This is a genomic window from Eubacterium sp. LMAG:50 (assembly GCF_008680265.1).
Taxonomy (GTDB): Bacteria; Bacillota; Clostridia; order Lachnospirales; family Lachnospiraceae; genus Eubacterium_U; species Eubacterium_U album.
The window spans coordinates 1-21,166 of the sequence record NZ_NALP01000007.1; the positions used below are offsets into that span (position 1 = coordinate 1).

The window sequence follows — 21,166 nt, forward strand, 5'->3', positions numbered from 1 at the left end:
AAAAAATTCACAGCTTAATTTATATAGTATTTAATTATTCCTCGCAATCCTCCTCTTTCTCTAAACATAACGAACAAATTCCTTTAAAAAATATATCATGGCTCAGAAACTTTATTCCATGAACATTATTAATTTTCTCAGTTAAATCTTTAACCTCATCCATATCAACATCAGAAACATCACCACATTTAATACATCTAACATGATAATGATCCTTTAGTGTAAAATCAAAACGATCCGGTCCGTCAGGAACTTCAACCTTTCTAATTTTTCCTTCTTCAACTAAAATTCCTAAATTTCTATAAACAGTTCCTTTTCCAATTGTCGGATGCTCTTTTTTAATGAATTCATACACTTCTTCTGTAGTTGCATGTCTTTTCATTTCATTTACAGCCCTTAAAACTAAATCTTTTTGGATTGTATTTCTTCTTACTTTCATAATTTCTCCTTATTAGGAATTGTTCTTAATAAGGATTATATATATTTCATGTTAGTATGTCAATGTAAATTAGGAATGATTACTATTTTGTTTCAGTAACAAAATGTCAATAGTTTTTTAATCACTTTTTCAAAAAAGGCAAAAAATAGAACGTATAGTTAATTTCCATACGCTCTATCTCATATTTCATATTAAATTTTTGAATTCTACAAACTGGAATTTATCGCAATATTTCATTCTTGGATTATACTCGCTTATAGATAATTGGTTCATCATATCCAAAAGTTTTCTTTCCATTAACTTCCATGCTTTCAGATACCTCCAGACAACTATCAGAAAACTTTTCCCAAAGCTTAAATGTCATTATCGGTGAAAACTGGCTTGTACTGCCTCCTTCCCAGATTCCATCTTTCTCATGATAGAGCGCCGGAGTGAATTTTTCAGATTTTTTCAATTCAGTGTAGTCAGCATTTTTCATAGAATCATATGAAAACGTACTTTTATCTTCTCCTTCTGGTATTTCATAAGAATACAACACAATTCCGTCTTCTTTCTCTGTAATAAGGAAAAGATGTGGGGAAGCATGGCGTTTACCATTTGTCTCATAGTAGCTTTCTTCAACAACAAATTTACCATTAAAATCTTTAGGAAGGTTTAAAATTTTCTCATTACAGATTGTATTAATGTGTTCTGCATAAGGATATGTTTTCCCTTCTCTCTGCATATTATCAAACTGCTCTTTGTTATTAAAGTGTCCCGTCATCATATTAATAAAATTATCGAGCTTCATCATGCTTTTTACCTCCAAATTCCGATTGAGATTTCACCTGTTTTAAGAGATTTAATAACTGTTATATTTTGTTATTAAATTCTCCGCAAACCCTTGAAAGCACTGGATTTGTCGCAGGTGAGCTTTCCCTTATTTTTTCCCTTGTGTTATATCGTCCCATCAGTGTTTATGAACTCTGATAAGGGCAAATACAAGGGCAAGAAAAATCTATAAAACAGTATAACACAAACGGATTCCCTTAACTGATCCTGAAGTAAATGTTACCTATCACCTGATTAGTTCCGCTAAGAGTACTATTTTACAATCTGTTTCGCCCACTTTTGAATTTCGTTATCAGAAGTAATCTGTTTTTCTTCATTAAAGCGTACATTGAGTCCCGCATGAACCGTTTTTTTTAGACATAAACCAATAAAATATAACACAAAATGCTAAAGCAAACACAACACCAAAAACATTTTGAATCACTCTAAGACTAACCGCTCCTTGTAGTCCATAAGTCTCTGCAGCAATGGCTAAAGCACCAAATGTGTTAAATACTGCCTGCCAGCCATATTGTGCTGAAAATCCTACACCGATTCCACCAAGAATTCCTATATATGCATAGATTGACGAAGGAAGCAGAAAATATAATACTGTAAAACATATAACACCTGCAATATTTCCGACAATCCTTTTACGGACTCTGTAGTGCATATCTTCCATAAACGGCAAAATCGTGGACATGGCCGCAATACCAGCCCACATTGCACGTGGCATATTACAAAGTTCTGCAATGCAAAGGACTATCGGTACGCATAAAATCTGACATATCTGCCATTTTGTTCTGGAAGAAATGATATCAAATTCTTGTATCAGATCTTTCAGATTTCTTTTATAGGTTCTGTTTTTATGATTTCGATAAAATACGAAGCAGGTAAGTGCTGCACCTAAAGCCATTCCGACTAATCGCATCTGATAGCTTTTTCCCGTAACATCATAACCATATAGCAGTAGATACCCAAGAACCAATGTAGATTGATTAAACATGAATGGATTATGACATCCGAACAGAATCAACACAGCCAGTGCCGCAATATTTAACAGCATTCCCAATACCGGTGAAAACTGATTTGCTAAATGCGGACATACAGTCATAATTACAAAGAACAAAGCCAAAAGCATCGTAGATTGTCCGATGTGGATCCCCAGATCCGCATTTCTAAACACCATGAGACATAATAAGACTACTACACCTACAATGCTGTTCTCCTTTCCAAATAGGATGCTGAAAATACTAACAAAGAAAAAACAAAATGCCATTGTAACAGCTATCTTCACCAGATATACCCACATATGATATAATTTTTCTTTTAGTGTTTCACTCTTTTTCAACAGGTTTTTAGAACCTGCCTGATTTAACTGCAACTCCTGATAAAATGTCATATAAATCCTCCCATCTTCTAATTTATCTTAAAACTATATAATCTCATCTTTCTGCTTTGGCAGCTCTATAACAAATCTGCATCCACCATATTCACGGTTTTCTGCTTTGATTGTTCCTCCGGCACTATCTACAATCCGTTTTACAAGTGCAAGACCTAGGCCATTTCCTTCTGCTTTATGAGATCCATCTACCTGATAGAACTTGTCAAATATTCTGGATTTTACATCATCCTCTATTCCTGGTCCTTCATCTTCCAGAATGAACTTAACAGAATCCTGTTCTTGTTTCAGAAACATCGTAATTGTCCCCTTTGAAGGGCTGAACTTAATCGCATTATCCAAAAGATTTATCCAGATATGCATAAAAAGTCCTTCATTCCCAGTATATTTAACTTCCTCCAATTCTACCTGAAAACCAATTTCTTTTTCTGTCCATTTTGTTTCCAATGAAAGAAATGCCTGGCGGATCTGTTCATCCAGACGATATTCTGTTTTTTTCATTGGTATATTCTGATTCTCTAACTTGGATAACAGCAAAATATTACCAACCAATCCGGAAAGTCTTTGGGTGTTAAATAAGATTTTTTCTACATATTCCTCTTGATCCGGAGACAGTTCTTCTCCCTGAAGCAGCATTGTATATCCTTCAATGGCATTAATCGGGGTCTTAAACTCATGAGAAACATCAGATACAAAATCCATCTGCAACACCTCTGTTGCACGAAGTTCTTTTGTCATAACGTTAAAACTTTGATAAGATTCTCCAACTTCTGCTATACGGCTGTTCGTTTCCAAATGCTGTTCAAAATCTCCCTGAGAAACTTCCTTCATTGCTTTACTAAGTCTGGTAATTGGTTCCAGTAACTTTGCATTAATAAAGGAAGTGATCAGTCCTGCAATCAATGTATTGAAAATCAAAAGCCAGCCAAGCACAGGTATGCTGCCCGGCAGATTAAAAAAATGATTCAAAAAAGCAAATAATAAAGCAGATATGACTGTTGAAAATACAAGTGCCAGCCAGATTGCACCAGTCAGACAGGATCGGATCCGCAATCCTTTTTCTTTCTTTTGTTCCATTATTTTTTCACCACCTTGTATCCAATTCCACGCATTGTTACGATTTCAAAATCAGGGTTATCTTTAAAACGCTCTCTTATTCTTCCTATATGTACCTCTATCGTATGTGGGTCTGCCTCCGTCTCGTATCCCCATACTTCATCCATCAACTGTTGTTTTGTAAATGTTCTGCCTGGCGAAGCTGCAAGCTTATATAAAAGCAGGAATTCTTTTTTAGGCAAAACAAGACTTTCCTTATCAGTTGTAACCGTCATTGCATCATAATCAAACTCTGTTGAACCGATCACAATTTTGTGTTCATTCAGTATCTGTGCACGGCGAAGCAGTGCTCCAACTCTTAAAACCATTTCATTCACATTTACCGGTTTTACCATATAATCGTCACTTCCCGAAAGAAATCCCTGGCGCATATCATCAAAGGAACCTTTCGCAGTGATCATAAGTACCGGTATCTGATACCCTGCTGAACGGAGTTCCGACACCAGTTCATAACCATCCATAACCGGCATCATAATATCGGAAATGATCAGATCAATATACTCTTTATCCAATATTTCTAATGCCAGTGCTCCATCCGATGCACTTTTGACCTGATATCCATTCTTCTCAAGCACTTTTTGGAATAGATGGCTTAATTCTTTATCATCTTCTACAATCAATATTTGAAACACGTTTTCCTTCCTCCTTATTAAAACAGATACCTTGCCCATCCAAGCAGATGCTGTACCAAAAATATTTTTCTCTGACGTTTCTTTGTTAATTCGATTGGCTCTACATGATATGGATCACGATAGGTTCCATCTTCCAATACCTGGCGGGACACTCTTTCATATTCCATCATGCCCTCTTCCAACTGTTTATTAATATCTTTACTGCGAATTACAAGCATCAGTTCCGTATCCAGATATGCACTTCTCATGTCCATATTAAAGGAACCGATTACAGACAGATCATCGTCAATCAAAATACTTTTTCCGTGGTATGAATAACCGCCTTCATATTCCCAGATATTAATTCCTGTACTTAAGATTCTATTTCTGTTTTTCGCATAATCGGCAGCCCCAAATGGATTCCCATTATTCGCAACTGAATTTGTCATGATAGAAAAATCTGAAACGTTCTCTGCAATCTCCTCCCATGTATTATACATCATATCATTACAGATAATATATGGCGTGTGGATCTTCACACGATTTTTTGCATTTTTCATCAATTCTCCCAACTGATACCACACTACTGGTTCTTTGGAACCTGTGTGAATAGGATTTGACACTAATGCAATCTTTTCTGTCTCAAAAGTTTCGTCCGTATAATCGGTATCGCAGATTCTTTCCTTATTCTCTTCAAAATATTTCTGATAGCCGTTCTGCAGCTCTAAAACTGCGTTCTTTACAGATTTTCTATTTGCCAGTTTTTTATTGTTATGAAAATAACCACTGTCTTCCTGATCCCATATAGTTTCAAAATAATCTAACAACTGGTTAACTGAATTTTCTTTCTCAGGTTCATTGCAAACAACCAACACGTCTCTGTCATAGTTCTTATGTCCCGGAAAATCCCCCAGGAAATAATTATATGTATTTCTTCCGCCAAGAATATATGTCTTACCATCTGCAATCAAATATTTATCATGCATTCTACCCATCATTTTCCATGGTTTCAACGGGTTGGCTTTATTATACAGTTTAATTTCAACATTCTCATGGGAAGATAATCCATAGAAATACGGATTCCCTTCCATATCAATCCAGCTCTCCATTCCATCTACTAACAGACGAATATGCACACCTCTGTCTGCCGCATCATGCAGTGCTCCTAAGATTAATTTTCCACTTTCATCGGATTTAAATGCAAAAGTAGAAAGAATAATTTCCTCTTTTGCATTCTGGATCAAACGCACTCTTTGTAAAAGCGCTTCTGGATTCTTTTCTATGATCACTGCACGTTCCGTATTTTCACTGCATTCGTTCCACGAACCATTTTTTGTTTCTTTTTTGGTTGTATTGGACACTTCCGGCTGCTTTTTATATGCAATGCAGATTCCGAGCAATTCATAAAAAGCCACACATAAAAAAATTGCCAGTATAACAAGAAGGATTTTACATATTTTATACTTTTTCATTGTACATCACCTAATTCCTTTTTATTTCATACTTATACAATACAAAGTCAATCTCAATTTAACCTCAACAAGGTTTGTTTTTTCATCAATGCAAAATCTTCTTTGTACAACAGACTGTTAGATATAGCAAAAACGGCCTTTCAAAAACAGTTAACTTCTAAATCAACTGTTTTTTGAAAGGTCGTTTCATCAGATTCTTATAGCAATCCAGCAAATAATCTCATAAATAATTGTCCCAGTCGCAAATATGCACTTCGTCCGGTTTGATATTGGTCTGTCACATCACGACATTCTCCCATCGTTCTTATCAGATCATTTTTTATTTCCACAACTGCCTGACAATCTGCCATAAAACAGCCGTTTTCAAAATGGTGATATAAACTTCGATAATCCAGATTAATTGTTCCACAAGTTGCCATACAGTCATCTGCCACACTCATTTTTGCATGACAGAAACCAGGAGTCCACTCATAAACACGAACACCATGTTTAACCAATCCATGATAAAAAGAACGAGTTATATTATAAATGAATTTTTTATCAGGGATACCAGGTGTGATAATTCTTACGTCTACCCCTCGCTTAGCAGCCAGACATAACGCATGCGTCATTTCATCTGTTATGATTAGATATGGAGTCATAAACCAACAATATTTTTCAGCTTTATTTATCATACTGATATAAACTTCTTCTCCTACTTGCTCATTATCCATAGGGCTGTCTGCATAAGGTTGAACAAACCCAGTTTGCTGTGCCGCATAATCATAGTGGAAAAGGTATTTACTAAAATCAGAATCATTAGCATCCTTATCACTTACTGCATTCCACATTTCCAAAAATGTCACCGTAAGCGACTGAACAGCATCTCCTTCTAAACGAATACCTGTATCTTTCCACTGTCCATACGGGTGTGTGTAATTAAAATATTCGTTTGCTAGATTATATCCACCTGTAAATCCGACTTTTCCATCAATAACTGTTATTTTTCTATGATCACGATTATTCAAAAACAGATTTAAACCTGGCACAAACGGATTGAATACACGGCAATGAATTCCTATTGCCTCCATCTTTTTCACAAAATCTGTGTTAATAAAGCCTATAGAACCCATATCATCGTAGAATACTCTAACTTTCACACCTGCTTTTACTCGCTCTTCCAGAACATCTTGAATCTTATGCCATGCTTCAGCGTCTTCTATCGCATGATATTCCATAAAGATAAACTTCTGTGCTTTCTCCAAATCCTTAAGCTGTGCCTCTAATCCTTTCACTGCTTCATCAAAATATACAATATCCGTATTCTGATAGATTGGATACTGCGAATTTCTTTGTATGTAACTTGCTATATTTCCTGCTTTCGGAATTGTTTCTTTTATTCTGCTCAAACACTCCTGACTGTCCGGAAGCATTGGTAACAATTTGCTATCAATTTCTGCATATCGCGCACGCATTTTATGTGTGCCACCATTCAAACCAATCAACAAATACAGGCCTACACCCATAATTGGGAAAATTAGAATTAAGATGACCCAAGGCATTTTCATAGAGGATGTCTTATTTGATGCGTACAATCCCAAAACCAAGATCCCACTCAAAATCCTTGTAAATAAATTTATGATTTCTGCATATTCATTCAAGCGTGTTACGATAGTAATAATAAAAATCACTTCCAGAAGAATGCAGATTATGGAAAAACACAGCCGTTTTACCCCATTTTTTGTTTTTGCTTTGCCCTCTAAAGTATCTTGTTTCATATATATTCCACCTTCCTACTTGCTCAGTTTTCTCCCTAAATTTCGTGTAACATACCAATTTTGTCTTTTATTCTCTGCATTTCATTATCTGCTTCAATGATAGCTCTTGCAGAATGAAGTAATTCTTCACTTATCTCATCATAGCCAGGCATTTCTTCAATTCCTTTTTTATAGCGAAGTTGATGTTCCAATGTTGCCCAGAAATCCATACCCTTGGTTCGAATCTGTAATTCTACACGCATAGGTGTTTTACCCTTAGCAAAAAATACTGGTATTTCAACAATCATATGATAGCTTCGATAACCATTCGATTTTGGATTTTTTATATAATCTTTTATTTCAATAACTTTAATATCATCCTGTTATCCTCCTAAATAGATTGAAATATGTCAATGAGTTTTTTTCTTGAACAATAGTAGAGCACAATTCTTTTATTTTGTTCCAACTTCATACATGATCATAACATGTAAACTTTAAACTATTTTCCCAGATTATTTCTCCATCAGTTTTTCAAACCAGGTATCCATAGCTAGGATGAATTGACTTACGTCTGGCAATTCTTGCAGCATTTCGTTTAGGGTTTTGTGCTTCACATATTTCTGCGCATACACCCAACAGGCAACGCTACTGGCTTCTGATACAATGTCAGCTATGGTTTTGCGCATAAGCTCTTCAAATTCAGCAATTTCTTCTTTCGGAACAACATCATACAGTGTTGGTGCCTAATGACTTATTTTTACTCCATTTTCATTTGCATCTTTAAACAGATTCTTAACTTTTTCTCTTGAATCCTCCGGTACTTTCATGTACTCCCACATAAATGCTACCACATCGGCTGGCCTTATTTATATCATTTCACTCTTTTTTGAAATAGAACAACACCACAGCAACAACTCAAATCGACTTAAAATTCCAGACTATTCGCATTCAGCAAGAAATACTTCATTCCCATGATGACAAAACCTTCATCATTTCTCCAAGGCTTTTTGCTGCCATTTACAATGACGATCTTCTTGAAAGAGTCCGGGATATTACGCAGAGAATTGAACTCCTGCGTCTGTTTTTCTTCCGAAGTCATGTCATATGCAACCTGGATATAGTATCTCTGGTTTCCTTGATTCACCACAAAGTCAACCTCCAACTGCTTGCGAACACGTTTGCCCTCTTTATCCTTATCGAAGATATCCACGACACCCACATCAACATTGTAGCCACGGATCAACAGCTCGTTATAAACAATGTTCTCCATGATATGAGTAGGCTCCTGCTGTCTGAAATTCAGACGTGCATTTCTCAGTCCCAGATCCGTAAAGTAGTATTTCAGATTTGCACCGATATACTTTCTGCCCTTAATATCGTATCGGCTTGCCTTGGAAATCAAAAAGGCATCTGTCAAATAGTCGATATGCTTGGAGATGGTTTTATTAGCATAAGTCATCTGGCGCTCACTGGCAAAGGTATTGGCAATCTTTGAAGGGTTGGTCGGTGCGCCGATTGCAGATGCAAGCACATCAACCAGATTCCCAATCTCATCCACGTTCTGAATCTTATTTCTTTCAATAACATCCTTCAGATAGACATTTGCAAAGATGTTCTTCAGATAGTCCGCTTTCTGTCGTTCGCTCTGGAAACTTACGATCTGCGGCAATCCTCCGTAGATCATGTAGTCATCCCATGCATCATCATAATCGCCGTCATAGACAGAATAAAACTCTGCAAAGGAGAGAGGGTAGATTCTAATCTCATCACCTCTGCCACGGAATTCGGTCACAATGTCGCTGGACAGGAACTTGGAATTACTTCCGGTGACATACACATCAATATTGCTCATGCGGAGCAGGCTGTTCAGCACTTCCTCAAATTGTGACATAAACTGCACTTCATCAAGAAGCAGATAGTATTTGCCATCGTCTTTCATGGCATCTTTGATGTACTTGAAACACACCTTAGGATCTCTTAGTTCCTCATTTTCAATACCGTCCAATGCAATCTCAATAATATGATCAACATCAACGCCGTTCTCCAGTAAGTATCTCTTAAAGATGGTAAACAGCAAAAAGGATTTGCCACATCTACGAATGCCGGTAATCACCTTTATCATTCCATTATCTTTTCGCAGGGTCAGCTGCTGTAGGTAAGCGTCTCTTTTAATCTCCATCGTTACGCTCCCCCTTTCCGTGCATCTGCACACTTTTTAGTAATGAGATTCTATCACAGAACGACGTGAATTTCAATATATATTCCCATTTTATGTGCATCTACACACTTTTATGTAATGTTGATAAATATATTTTCGGATTTTTTTGATTGCAGTGTCTATAATCGACTACTCCAATCGTTATTATAGGTAAACAACAAAAAGAAGATGGTTTGATTCAACCATTGAGCGAGTTCCTCTCGTCAGAAATGGTGAGTCTGTCAGAAAAACATACTGTGCCTTCTGGCGAAAGGATAATTCAGGATACTACATTGAAGATTTTGCTGAAATGTTAAAAACAATATTTTAATGTAATTCCTTTTCATCCATAAAACGGACAGCCTTGTTTTTGATGGCCGTCCGTCTTTTCTTAATAATATCCCCGTTCTTCCATCCAGTCTTTCACATAGCATCGAATTCCAATATAAATCACATGCACCAGTACAGGAACTGTTAGGACACTATGATGTCAGTACCACAATGAATATTTACGCTCACCCAACAAGAAAAGCAAAACGGGATTCCGCATAAGGGCAAAAATAAGGGAAAATACATATCATTTCACTATCTAAGAGGCTGTAAGCCTTGAAAAATAAGGAAAGTTCAGGAAATCTCTCCACAACTTCCGATTTGTATTTCTGTTTGTTTTAAAAATGGGCAACTCCGATTGGAATTGCCCACTCATTGCACTAATTATGCGATTTTTTCTTGCTTGCACCGATTTCTGCATCAATTGATGTAAGTTTGATGTAAATCGCTGTTTTTTTAGTTTTTTATCAAATGAAGTACGTCCCGTCTATTCAGTAAAACGGTACATCTTTACATCATCTTAATAGAGCTTTGCACCTGCTGGAATATGGTTATCAACCATAAGAAGATGAAGTTCTTCATCCTCTGAATCTTTAAGGTTGTTTACTGCTGAAAGTAACATACCACAAGATTCAATTCCCATCATTGCTCTAGGTGGAAGGTTTGTAATAGCAATAAGTGTCTTTCCAACTAATTCTTCTGGTTCATAATATGCATGAATACCAGAAAGGATTGTTCTATCTACGCCTGTGCCATCATCAAGTGTAAACTGTAAAAGTTTTTTGCTCTTTGGTACTGCAACACACTCTTTAACCTTAACTGCTCTAAAGTCTGACTTGCTAAATATTTCAAAATCAACTTCTTCTTCAAATAAAGGTTCAATCTTTACATTTGAAAAATCAATCTTTTCTTCAACAGTCGCATTCTGGTCGCAATTTTCTGCTTCGTCACTCTTAACTGCCTTATTTTCCTTAACAGGGCTGTCTAAACTTTTCATTGTCGGGAATAACAATACATCTCTAATAGCCTGTGAATCAGTTAATAACATACAAAGTCTGTCTATTCCATAACCTATACCACCTGTTGGAGGCATACCTACTTCAAGTGCATACAAGAAGTCTTCATCTGTATGGTTAGCTTCTTCATCACCTGCGTCAGCAGCTGCATCCTGAAGTTTAAATCTTTCTCTCTGATCAATTGGGTCATTAAGTTCTGAGTATGCGTTACACATTTCCCATGTATTAATGAATAACTCAAAACGTTCTACCTTAGTAGGATCTTCCGGTTTTTTCTTAGTAAGTGGAGAAATTGCAATTGGATGATCCATAACAAATGTAGGCTGGATAAGGTTCTTTTCACAGAATTCTTCAAAGAAGAGGTTAATGATTTCACCCTTTCCATGTCTTTCTTCAAATTCAATATTGTGTTCTTTTGCTAAAGCCTTAGCTTCTTCATCTGTAGCAACTGTATCAAAATCAATGCCTGTGTATTTCTTAATGCAATCAACCATTGTGATTCTTTCAAATGGCTTACCAAAATCGATTTCAATTCCGTTGTAAGCAAACTTTGTACTTCCAACAACTTTTTCTGCAAGGTATCTGAACATTTCTTCTGTAAGGTCCATCATACCATAGTAATCTGTATATGCCTGATATAATTCCATAAGTGTAAATTCAGGATTATGTCTTGTATCTACACCTTCGTTACGAAATACTCTACCGATTTCGTATACTCTTTCTAAACCACCAACGATAAGTCTCTTAAGGTATAATTCAAGAGAAATACGAAGTTTAACATCTTCATCTAATGAATTGTAATGTGTTTCAAATGGTCTTGCTGCTGCACCACCTGCGTTGTGTACAAGCATAGGTGTCTCGACTTCCATAAAGTCTTTTGCATCAAGGAAGTTTCTGATTTCCTTAATAATCTTTGAACGCTTAATGAAAGTTTCCTTTGATTCCTGATTCATAATTAAATCAAGATATCTCTGACGGTATCTCATATCTGTATTTGTAAGACCATGATGCTTTTCAGGAAGAATCTGAAGACTCTTTGTAAGAAGAGTAACTTCTGTTGCATGAATACTCATTTCACCTGTCTTAGTCTTAAATGGATAACCTTTAACTCCAACGATATCACCGATATCCATTTTCTTGAAATCCTTATATTCTTCCCATGGTTCTTCTTTGCTTATATCATTTCTTGCAACATAAACCTGAATGTTACCATCTCTATCCTGAACGTTACAGAATGAAGCCTTACCCATTACACGTTTTAACATAATACGTCCGGCAATTGAAACTAATTTAGAGTCTTCTCTGATTAATTTTCCTTCTTCATCATGTCCACATTCTAACTTGTCAAAATTATCTTTAATTTCCTGGCTATGATATGTTACTTCATATTTTGTAATCTGAAAAGGATCCTTTCCCTTTTCCTGCAAATCAGCTAATTTTTCACGTCTTACCTTTAAAAGCTGATTAATATCCTGCTGCTGATTCTGGTTATTCTGCTGTCCCATTGTTACTCCTTTATATCTATATCTTTTTGTGAATTTTTATTAAAATTAAAGTACCTTCTTAATCTCTAATACTTTATATTTAGCTTCTCCATCTGCTAATTCAACAAGTACATCATCACCTACTTCATGACCAAGTAATGCCATTCCTAATGGAGATTCATTTGAAAGTTTCTGCTGAAGACTGTTTGCTTCTGTAGAACCTACAATGCTAAATTCTAATTCTTCATCAAATTCATAATCGTAGATTTTTACATGACATCCAACACTGATTTTATTAATATCAACGTCCTCATCCGCAACTACTTCAACATTTTTAAGAATTTTTTCGATTTCATCTATTCTTGCTTCAATATCTCTCTGCTCATCTTTTGCAGCATCATATTCAGCGTTTTCTGATAAATCGCCCTGTTCTCTTGCTTCCTTAATTTTCTGAGCGACTTCTCTACGTCTATTTACCTTTAAATCTTCTAATTCTTTTTCCAATCTATCAAGTCCGGCTTTTGTAAGTACGTTCTTCTTTGTTTCTGCCATTTTTTTAATCCTCCGATCAAATTTTTATATTTAAAGTTTTACAATTAATAATAGCCTAACACGGCATTAATGTCAATGTTTATTGCAGTTTCGCGTTAACCGTCTCTACCAAATTTTCCATAGTTTCAATCTGGTTACACATACGTCTAAGTTCTGCTGAATGTGGCAAACCTGCCGTATACCATGCTATATGTTTTCGCATTTCTCTAATACCTGTATACTCACCTTTATAATTAACAAGCATTTTAGCATGTCTTATAATCATTTCTCTTATATCATTTATTGTCGGTTTGTCTATAACATTCCCATTTTCAAGATATTCTTTAATTTCTCTAAATATCCATGGATTTCCTCTTGCACCTCTTGCAACCATTAATCCGTCACATCCGGTATATTCTTTCATTGCCTTTGCATCCTCAGCTGAAAAAATATCTCCATTTCCAATTACGGGAATCTTTACTGCTTTTTTTACATCTTTTATTACATCCCAATCTGCCTTGCCACTATAGTATTGTTCTCTCGTTCTTCCATGAACTGCTATAGCCGATACACCACAGCTTTCTGCAATCTTTGCAATTTCAACAGCATAAACCGTTCCATTTTCAAAGCCTTTTCGTATCTTTACAGTGACAGGTTTATTTACGGCCTTAACCATTTTTGTAAGAATTTCTTCTACTAATTTTGGCTGTTTTAACAATGCTGAACCTTCGCCGTTATTTACAATTTTAGGAACCGGGCATCCCATATTTATGTCGATAAAATCGCACTCTCCTTCTTCAACCTGTGCTGCAATCTGTGCCATTATATCAGGGTCAGAGCCAAATAACTGAACTCCTACAGGATGTTCATTTTTATCTATATTCAATAATTCTTTGGTATTCTTGTTTTTATATAGAATTGCCTTTGCACTAACCATTTCCGTGTAAAGCATGTTGCACCCCATCTCTTTACACAACAAGCGAAATGGCAGGTCTGTTACTCCTGCCATTGGTCCAAGTGCCAAACAATTTTCAATTTCAATATTTCCTATCTTCATTAAGCACCTTTACTTTTTATTTTTTTCGTAAATAATTCTCATTCCCTGAAGAGTGAGTTCCTTATCATAAATATCTATTCTATCCGTATTTTCATAAATAATTCTTCCAAGACCACCTGTTGCAACAACTTTTGCGTCGAGAAGTCCGCTTTCCTTTTTCATATTATCTATGATGTACTCTGTCTGTCCGATATAGCCATAAACTATACCCGCCTGCATACTCGTAATTGTATCTTTTCCAAGTATTGATTCAGGCTTTTTAATTTCAATTTCAGGAAGCTTTGCAGTATCATTCCATAATGCCTTTGCGCAAATTCTGATACCCGGAGATGTAACTCCTGCTGCAAATGTTCCATCTTTTGTAATTAAATCATATGTTGTAGCTGTTCCAAAATCAATTACAATACATGGTCCACCATACAATTCATATGCACCTACTGCATCTACGATTCTATCTGTTCCAACTTCCCTAGGATTTGCACGCTGAATCTTTATTCCCGTCTTTGTGCCTGCCTCAATAACAATAGGATGTAATCCAATATATTTGTAAATTCCATTTGTTAATGAGTACATAATCTTAGGTACAACCGATGATATTATTACTGCTTCAATATCTTTAGGTGAAATACCTTTTCGTCCAAGCATTTCTGCAATTAATACTCCATATTCATCTGATGTTCTTGCCATCTGAGTTGTCATTCTAAATGTAGCATAAACTTTTTTTTCTTTAAATACACCAAGTGTGATATTAGTATTACCGGCGTCAACTGTAATTAACATTTATTCCTCTCCTAAAACAAATACTTTATAGTACATTTCCAGTGATTCTAAAAGTTCTCTCTTATCAAGCTGCATCTGCTTAACCTTTAATCCGCATCCTATATCATCATATAAAAGGTCTCCCTCATCTGCCTCTGTGACAATCTGTAATGTTCCATCTTCTTCATATTGCAAAATAAGAATTCCACCTACTTCTTCTGTAAACAGCACACACATAATCTGCAATTCCTGTTTTACACGCTCCGGAAGATTAGAAAATTGATCGTTTAAATAATACTTTTTTTCATATGCATTAGACGCACACAAAACCATTTTTTCATTAAACATTCTGTTTTTCTCCGTTCTTTGTCATTTCGTCTTTTTTAACTTTACGCAAAATACAGAATTTGTCAAGAAAAACTTACTAATGTTAATAAAGTAGAGTAAATATCTGTTAATTATTAATACAACTCTTTTCCCATTTTGGCATTTTTTAATATTCAATTTGCCTTAACCAAATTAATTTGACAAATATTAGCTAAAACATAGCAAAAATTTAATTTTATAATTTCCCGGAATTTTGCTTTCTCCATTTGGTATTGCAGTTATATTTCCATTCATGTTTTCCATTGCTTCTTTTGCTATTGCAAGACCTAATCCGAAGTTTCCTTTTTCTCCTTTATAGAATCTTTCAAACAAATGAGGAATGTTCTTTTCAATTGTTCCATCTCCATCATCGTATATTTCAATTACGTTTTTACCTTCCATTACATATCCTCTGATAAAAACCTGTTTTTTTGCATATCTAATACAATTTGATGTAATGTTTAAAATAACATTATGGAACAAATCTTCGTCAATATTTATGCTCATCTGTTTATCTATTTCCATATCAATATCGATTTCTTCTTTTAATGCAATTCCTTTTATTCTCTGCAAAGCATCTAACATAATCTCTCTTGCATTAAATTTCTCAATGGAAACATTATACATCTTACTATCAAATTTGGATAATGTAAGAAGTTCAGCCACCATCTTATTTAGTTTTATACTTTCCTGTCTGATGACTGATGCCGCCCCTACATTATCGCTTAATATTCCACTTTCAATACCTTCTGCATAACCTTGTATTGACATAAGTGGATTTCTAAACTCGTGAGAAATATTCTGATAAAAACTCTTTTGATTTTCGTCATTTGCTTTTAATTTTGCAGCCATATGATTAAGGCTCTTATACAAATCTTCTATTTCTTTATTTGACTGTCCTTCAATTTTATTTGTAAATATTCCATTTCCTACTTCATTTGCGTAAGCACAGGCTTTCATAATCTGATTGCTAATACTTTTTGACAATTTTACGGAAAATACAACACTTACTATCATGCAAATAAGTATAATAATCATTAATATTACATTAGAATTTACAAGATTGTCCGTCCCAGTCCTCGTATTCGTTACAAATACCATTGATGCATTTTTAACACCCTCGTAATTGTCTAAAGATACAACTGAAATGTAGCACTGATAATTATTAATTTTTTCTCTGTGGATATCTTTTTTTGATTTTGAAATTTTTATTATCTGACCATCATTTATTTCAAACCCACTATCACTCTTAAAACTTATATTTTCATTTCTCAAAATATAAAAATTAGTGTTTCCTGATAATTTTGTGGAAGTAAGAGCTGCAACTAAATTAGTAAGGAGTTCTGATGAGTCCCCTTCTTCATACGATGTTTGCACAAGTTTTTCCATCGTTGTCATTGTGCTTGATAATTCCTTTTTAGCCGTGGTCTGTATATTATTAGTCATTACAACATTAAAAATAACTAAGATTATAATAGGTACTGCAACTGAAATTGCAAGCATTGATGACAATAATTGTTTATATATCGTTCTCATTTTACACCTACTTTTTTAATGCCATTTTAAATCCATATCCCCATACTGTTTTTATTTCTACATTGCTGTCTGCTATTTTTCTTCTAAGCCTCTTTACTGTATCATCTGTAGCTCTTGTATCAATATCATATGCGATTTTCCACACTTCTTTAAGCAATTCTTCTCTAGAAATTGCCTGATTATTCTTTTGTATAAGATATTTAAGGAAGTCGAATTCCAGTGGTGTAAGAGCAATTTCCTCATCATCTACATATGCCTGCTTCTTAGTCACATCAATTTTTATATTTCCAAATGTAACCTTTTCTACTTTTTCTACCTTATCCATCGAAATTCTTCTAAATAATGCCTGAACTCTCGCCACAAGTTCTATTGGTGAAAACGGCTTTGTCAGATAATCATCCCCGCCAACACTTATTCCTTTTATCCTATCCTCTTCGCTATCTTTTGCTGATAAAATGATTATTGGAACATTTGCTATTTGTCTTATCTGCCTGCATATTTCCACACCATCTGTTCCCGGCATAATAACATCTAAAATTATCATATCAGCATTTTTTTCTTTATATCTTTTAAATAAATCATCTCCATTAGAAAATGTCTCAACTTCATATCCCTGATTTTCTAAGAAACATTTTACTAACTCACGTATATTCTTTTCATCATCAGCTATATAAATTAATTCGCTCATTTTTATCCCTCTTATAAAATATGTAATGCCCCCGCCCTTCGGTCAGCGGCTATTCGTCGGAAACATTTATAAAAAATGAACTTTGTTCATTTTGTTTCCTCCTATTTACGGTTATCTTTAATTTTCTGAAACTACAGATTCTAATTCTAACGATGCTATCTGTATTTTTCGGTTATCGCAATTTAATCTTCTGTCTGTTGTAGTAATAACCTTGCTTTCTGTTACTTTTTGACTGCTTCTAATATATTTTTTCATTTCATTTGATTCTTTTGTAGCTTTTCTCAAAATAGATGAAAGCTTGTTCTGACTCTTTATATATTTTATCTGTTGTTTTTTTATATAACTTTTCTTCTTATTATTTAATTTTGCATTTTCCATCTTTAAGCTTTTCTTCTGGCACACTTCCTTCTGTGCACGTATTCTTTCAGTATATATTTTCAAATTTTCAGTATATTCATTTATTTTTATTTTAAATTCTTCTGTTGGTTTTGTATTCTTTTTTATTAATTCTATGCATTTATTGTTTATTTCTGTAAGTTTTACACTTTTAGTATCAATAATAGAATTATTGTCTTCTATAATTACATCTAATTCTTCATTTGTCATAACATTATAATCTACTGCCGCAAATGCACTCATGCTATAAATCATAATTATTGTCATTGTTATAAAAAATGTCTGTGCTATTCTTTTCATTTTACCCTTCCTTTTAATCCTTTAAAATATCATTTAATTCTTCTAACTGCTTAATCGCTTCATCTAAAGCGTCCTGTGTACTTTCTTCATTATTTGTACTTACTTCTTGATTTGTTGTTTCTTCTATATATGTATTATCATTTACAGCAGTTGTCTCTTTTATTTTTTCTTTTCCATTGCATGCACATATTGTTATGCAGGCAACGCATAACATAACTCCTATGATTGTCTTTTTTATTATCTTATCCATTTTTCCCCTCTAATCATTCGTCTGCCTTTGTTTATTATAAAGTTTCATATTCACTTATTCAATTATACTGATGTGGCAATTTTGCGGTAATTTTTGTGGCATTCGTAGTATCCTCAAAAAAAGGGACAGGTTCTCTCTGAAAGCAAGCTTTCTTAAGAACCTGTCTTTTTTTATTATTAGTCTTTTATTACTTCTGTTATTGCTTTTACTGAGCCTGCGAGTCCCTGAATGTCAGATGGGATTATAATCTTTGTTGCCTGACCGTCTGCTGCCGCAGCAAATGCTTCTAAGCTCTTTAATGTAAGTACTGACTGGTCTGCTCCTGCTTCTTTTATTAATTTGATACCTTCTGCAGTTGCATTCTGTACTTTAAGAATTGCCTGTGCTTCACCTTCTGCTTCAAGAATTCTTTTCTGTTTTTCAGCGTCAGCCTTTAAGATTGCTGCCTGTTTTTCTGCCTCTGCTTCAAGTACTGCTGATTCTTTCTTTCCTTCTGCTCTAAGAATAGCTGACTTCTTTTCACCTTCTGCAATTAAGATTGCTTCTCTACGTTCACGTTCAGCCTTCATCTGCTTTTCCATCGCATCCTGAATTGCTGTTGGTGGAATGATGTTCTTAAGTTCCACTCTGTTAACTTTAATTCCCCATGGATCTGTTGCTTCATCTAAAGACTGTCTCATCTTAGCATTAATAATTTCTCTGGATGTAAGTGTTTCATCTAATTCCAAATCACCAATAATATTTCTAAGAGTTGTTGCTGTTAAATTTTCAATAGCCATAATAGGACTTTCTACACCATAGCAGAAAAGTTTAGGATCTGTAATCTGGAAAAATACAACTGTATCAATTCTCATTGTTACGTTATCCTTTGTAATAACCGGCTGAGGTGCGAAATCAACAACCTGTTCCTTCAAGTTAACTTTTCTTGCTACCATATCTAAAAATGGCACTTTAAAATGAAGACCTACAGACCATGTGCATTTATATCCTCCAAGTCTTTCAATAACATAGGCATGTGCCTGTGGTACAATCTTTACGCATGTTGATACTAAAATCAACGCTAATACTACTACTACAATTAATAATGGCATTTTACTCCTCCTCAATCTTACTTCATGCTCAATTATTTAGTTCCGTTTTTTCGACAATAACTTTGACACCCTCAACCCTTAATACTTTTACATATTCTCCGGCTTCTATGATTTCTCCATTATCAGTTCTTGCTGTCCAGTCCATTCCATCAATCTTTACAGTTCCGGTTGCAAGTACGTTGTTTATATCAGCCGTCACTTCTCCAACCTTTCCTTCCATGGACTCAACATTTGTTTTTTCAGGATCTTTGTTAATATAATTTACTGCAAATGGGCGAATAAATAATAATATTAAGATTGACACAACAACAAAAACTATTGCCTGCACAATCAAATTTGCCCCCAATGCCGAAACTAAGCATGCGGCCAGTGCTCCTACAGCAAACCATATACTTGTTAATCCCATTGTTATTAACTCTGAAACTGCAAGTATAACAAACAGAGCCAGCCATACTACAACATAATCCATATTTCGCTCCTTTCTGCATTTTTCTATATTATTCTATCATACATATATATCTTTTTACAATAAATATTATGTTACTTTGAATACATTTAATTACCTGATTTTGCAAATATGAAAAACAATTTTTCAAAGTGAATAGCCTTAATAGGCATTTGTCCTAGGGTTCAATATCAACATTATTTATACCGGTTTTCCTCTATTTTATATGTTTATTAATTCATAATTGTATGAAACATCAGACTGTAATTAACAATTATTTACTATATTTAAGGCACTTTTTTATTGGTATATTTGATACATTTTTTTAAATTACGACTTATTATTTGTGTGTATTGCCAAATTTGTTTTCCATTTATTGCAATTTTTTTTTGCCCGCGTTATTATTATCTTCGGAATATTATAGAAAATTTTATTTATATAGGTTGATTTACTTACAATATTGGTGGGCTTTTATTAATCGACCTTACAAAAAGGAGGATTTCATTATGGCAACATCAAAAGCTACAAAAACTGTTGCAAAAGAAACTGCAAAAAAAATTGATACAAAAGCTGAAGTTAAGGACACAAAAAAGGAAACTGTTAAAGTTACTCCAGTAAAAAAAGGAGCTGTTAAAGCTGAACCTAAGAAGGAAGCTGCTAAAGCTACTGAAGTAAAGAAAGAAGCTGTTAAAGCTGAACCTAAGAAGGAAACTGCTAAAGTTACTGAAGTAAAGAAAGAAGCTGTTAAAGCTGAACCTAAGAAGGAAGCTGCTAAAGTTACTCCAGTAAAAAAAGAAGCTGTTAAAGCTGAACCTAAGAAGGAAGCTGCTAAAAAGACTACAACTAAAAAAGCTGCCGCTAAAAAAGTTGAAAAAGTATTAGTTCAGTTCTATGGAAAAGAATTTGATGTTGAAGCATTAAAGGAAGCTGCTAAAGCTGATTACACAGCCAAAACAGGAAAGAAAACAGTTACATCTGTTGAACTTTATATCAAACCTGAAGATAATCGTGCTTACTATGTTATCGACAAAGCTACAGGTTTTATTACATTATAATTAAACAATTACATATATTATAAAAAGCAATTGCACCACGTTTAATACATTGGTGCAATTGCTTTTTATTTGTTAATTT

The 21,166-nt window shown here is 34.5% G+C and carries 21 protein-coding genes and 1 pseudogene; 1 reads left to right on the forward strand and 21 read right to left on the reverse strand.

The features are described from left to right. Positions 1-34: 34 nt before the first annotated feature. From CCC31_RS05270 to CCC31_RS05370, 21 genes and pseudogenes are all read right to left on the reverse strand, one after another. Positions 35-439: a transcriptional repressor gene (locus tag CCC31_RS05270; protein ID WP_022089624.1), complete on the reverse strand. Its 405-nt coding sequence runs from the start codon at positions 437-439 to the stop codon at positions 35-37. Positions 440-683: 244 nt separating this feature from the next. Continuing rightward, positions 684-1,232 carry a hypothetical protein gene (locus CCC31_RS05275; protein ID WP_117908601.1) on the reverse strand — a complete coding sequence of 183 codons (549 nt, stop codon included), beginning with the start codon at positions 1,230-1,232 and terminating at the stop codon, positions 684-686. 354 nt (positions 1,233-1,586) lie between these two features. Next, a complete protein-coding gene (locus CCC31_RS05280) occupies positions 1,587-2,651 on the reverse strand; it encodes an FUSC family protein (RefSeq protein WP_117910576.1) in 1,065 nt (354 codons plus the stop codon). A gap of 33 nt (positions 2,652-2,684) precedes the next feature. Continuing rightward, the gene (locus CCC31_RS05285) at positions 2,685-3,728 is read right to left on the reverse strand and encodes a HAMP domain-containing sensor histidine kinase (protein ID WP_117910575.1); all 1,044 of its coding nucleotides are present in this window, start codon (positions 3,726-3,728) and stop codon (positions 2,685-2,687) included. After that, positions 3,728-4,438 carry a response regulator transcription factor gene (locus tag CCC31_RS05290; RefSeq protein WP_260978475.1) on the reverse strand — a complete coding sequence of 237 codons (711 nt, stop codon included), beginning with the start codon at positions 4,436-4,438 and terminating at the stop codon, positions 3,728-3,730. Before CCC31_RS05290 ends, CCC31_RS05285 begins: the two co-directional genes overlap by 1 nt. Then, positions 4,417-5,850 (reverse strand): phospholipase D family protein, encoded by a 1,434-nt coding sequence (locus CCC31_RS05295; protein WP_260978474.1) that lies wholly within the window; start codon positions 5,848-5,850, stop codon positions 4,417-4,419. Before CCC31_RS05295 ends, CCC31_RS05290 begins: the two co-directional genes overlap by 22 nt. Before the next feature lie 197 nt (positions 5,851-6,047). Further along, positions 6,048-7,607 (reverse strand): cardiolipin synthase, encoded by a 1,560-nt coding sequence (gene cls, locus CCC31_RS05300; protein ID WP_117910573.1) that lies wholly within the window; start codon positions 7,605-7,607, stop codon positions 6,048-6,050. Between the two features lie 35 nt (positions 7,608-7,642). Then, positions 7,643-7,969 (reverse strand): annotated as a pseudogene (locus tag CCC31_RS05305) (GTP pyrophosphokinase family protein); the annotation flags it as partial. A 542-nt stretch (positions 7,970-8,511) separates the two neighbouring features. Next, positions 8,512-9,765, reverse strand: coding sequence for an ATP-binding protein (locus tag CCC31_RS05315; protein ID WP_117910572.1), 1,254 nt, complete (start codon positions 9,763-9,765; stop codon positions 8,512-8,514). Between the two features lie 409 nt (positions 9,766-10,174). Further along, entirely contained in the window at positions 10,175-10,243 is a 69-nt protein-coding gene (locus CCC31_RS12680; protein WP_347992912.1) for a hypothetical protein, read from the reverse strand. Between the two features lie 390 nt (positions 10,244-10,633). Further along, complete coding sequence (gene lysS, locus CCC31_RS05320) at positions 10,634-12,634, reverse strand: lysine--tRNA ligase (RefSeq protein ID WP_290850089.1); 2,001 nt, start codon at positions 12,632-12,634, stop codon at positions 10,634-10,636. 45 nt (positions 12,635-12,679) lie between these two features. After that, positions 12,680-13,165, reverse strand: coding sequence for a transcription elongation factor GreA (gene greA, locus CCC31_RS05325; protein ID WP_022088030.1), 486 nt, complete (start codon positions 13,163-13,165; stop codon positions 12,680-12,682). A gap of 79 nt (positions 13,166-13,244) precedes the next feature. Beyond that, entirely contained in the window at positions 13,245-14,201 is a 957-nt protein-coding gene (gene dusB / locus CCC31_RS05330) for a tRNA dihydrouridine synthase DusB (RefSeq protein WP_022088031.1), read from the reverse strand. Positions 14,202-14,210: 9 nt separating this feature from the next. Beyond that, complete coding sequence (locus tag CCC31_RS05335; protein ID WP_290850092.1) at positions 14,211-14,981, reverse strand: type III pantothenate kinase; 771 nt, start codon at positions 14,979-14,981, stop codon at positions 14,211-14,213. Next, positions 14,982-15,308 carry a DUF6145 family protein gene (locus CCC31_RS05340; protein WP_022088033.1) on the reverse strand — a complete coding sequence of 109 codons (327 nt, stop codon included), beginning with the start codon at positions 15,306-15,308 and terminating at the stop codon, positions 14,982-14,984. 186 nt (positions 15,309-15,494) lie between these two features. Further along, positions 15,495-16,862, reverse strand: a complete 1,368-nt coding sequence (locus CCC31_RS05345; RefSeq protein ID WP_022088034.1) for a HAMP domain-containing sensor histidine kinase — start codon at positions 16,860-16,862, stop codon at positions 15,495-15,497. Between the two features lie 7 nt (positions 16,863-16,869). Next, positions 16,870-17,550 carry a response regulator transcription factor gene (locus tag CCC31_RS05350; protein ID WP_022088035.1) on the reverse strand — a complete coding sequence of 227 codons (681 nt, stop codon included), beginning with the start codon at positions 17,548-17,550 and terminating at the stop codon, positions 16,870-16,872. 117 nt (positions 17,551-17,667) lie between these two features. Then, positions 17,668-18,246, reverse strand: coding sequence for a hypothetical protein (locus CCC31_RS05355; RefSeq protein WP_022088036.1), 579 nt, complete (start codon positions 18,244-18,246; stop codon positions 17,668-17,670). Positions 18,247-18,259: 13 nt separating this feature from the next. Further along, entirely contained in the window at positions 18,260-18,496 is a 237-nt protein-coding gene (locus tag CCC31_RS05360) for a hypothetical protein (protein WP_022088037.1), read from the reverse strand. Between the two features lie 176 nt (positions 18,497-18,672). After that, positions 18,673-19,587 (reverse strand): SPFH domain-containing protein, encoded by a 915-nt coding sequence (locus tag CCC31_RS05365; protein ID WP_022088038.1) that lies wholly within the window; start codon positions 19,585-19,587, stop codon positions 18,673-18,675. Between the two features lie 28 nt (positions 19,588-19,615). After that, on the reverse strand, positions 19,616-20,056 hold the full coding sequence (locus CCC31_RS05370) for an NfeD family protein (RefSeq protein ID WP_022088039.1): 441 nt from the start codon (positions 20,054-20,056) through the stop codon (positions 19,616-19,618). A gap of 482 nt (positions 20,057-20,538) precedes the next feature. Here CCC31_RS05370 and CCC31_RS05375 point away from each other — a divergent pair, with 482 nt between their 5' ends. Then, complete coding sequence (locus CCC31_RS05375; RefSeq protein WP_290850098.1) at positions 20,539-21,087, forward strand: DUF6465 family protein; 549 nt, start codon at positions 20,539-20,541, stop codon at positions 21,085-21,087. Positions 21,088-21,166: the final 79 nt, after the last annotated feature.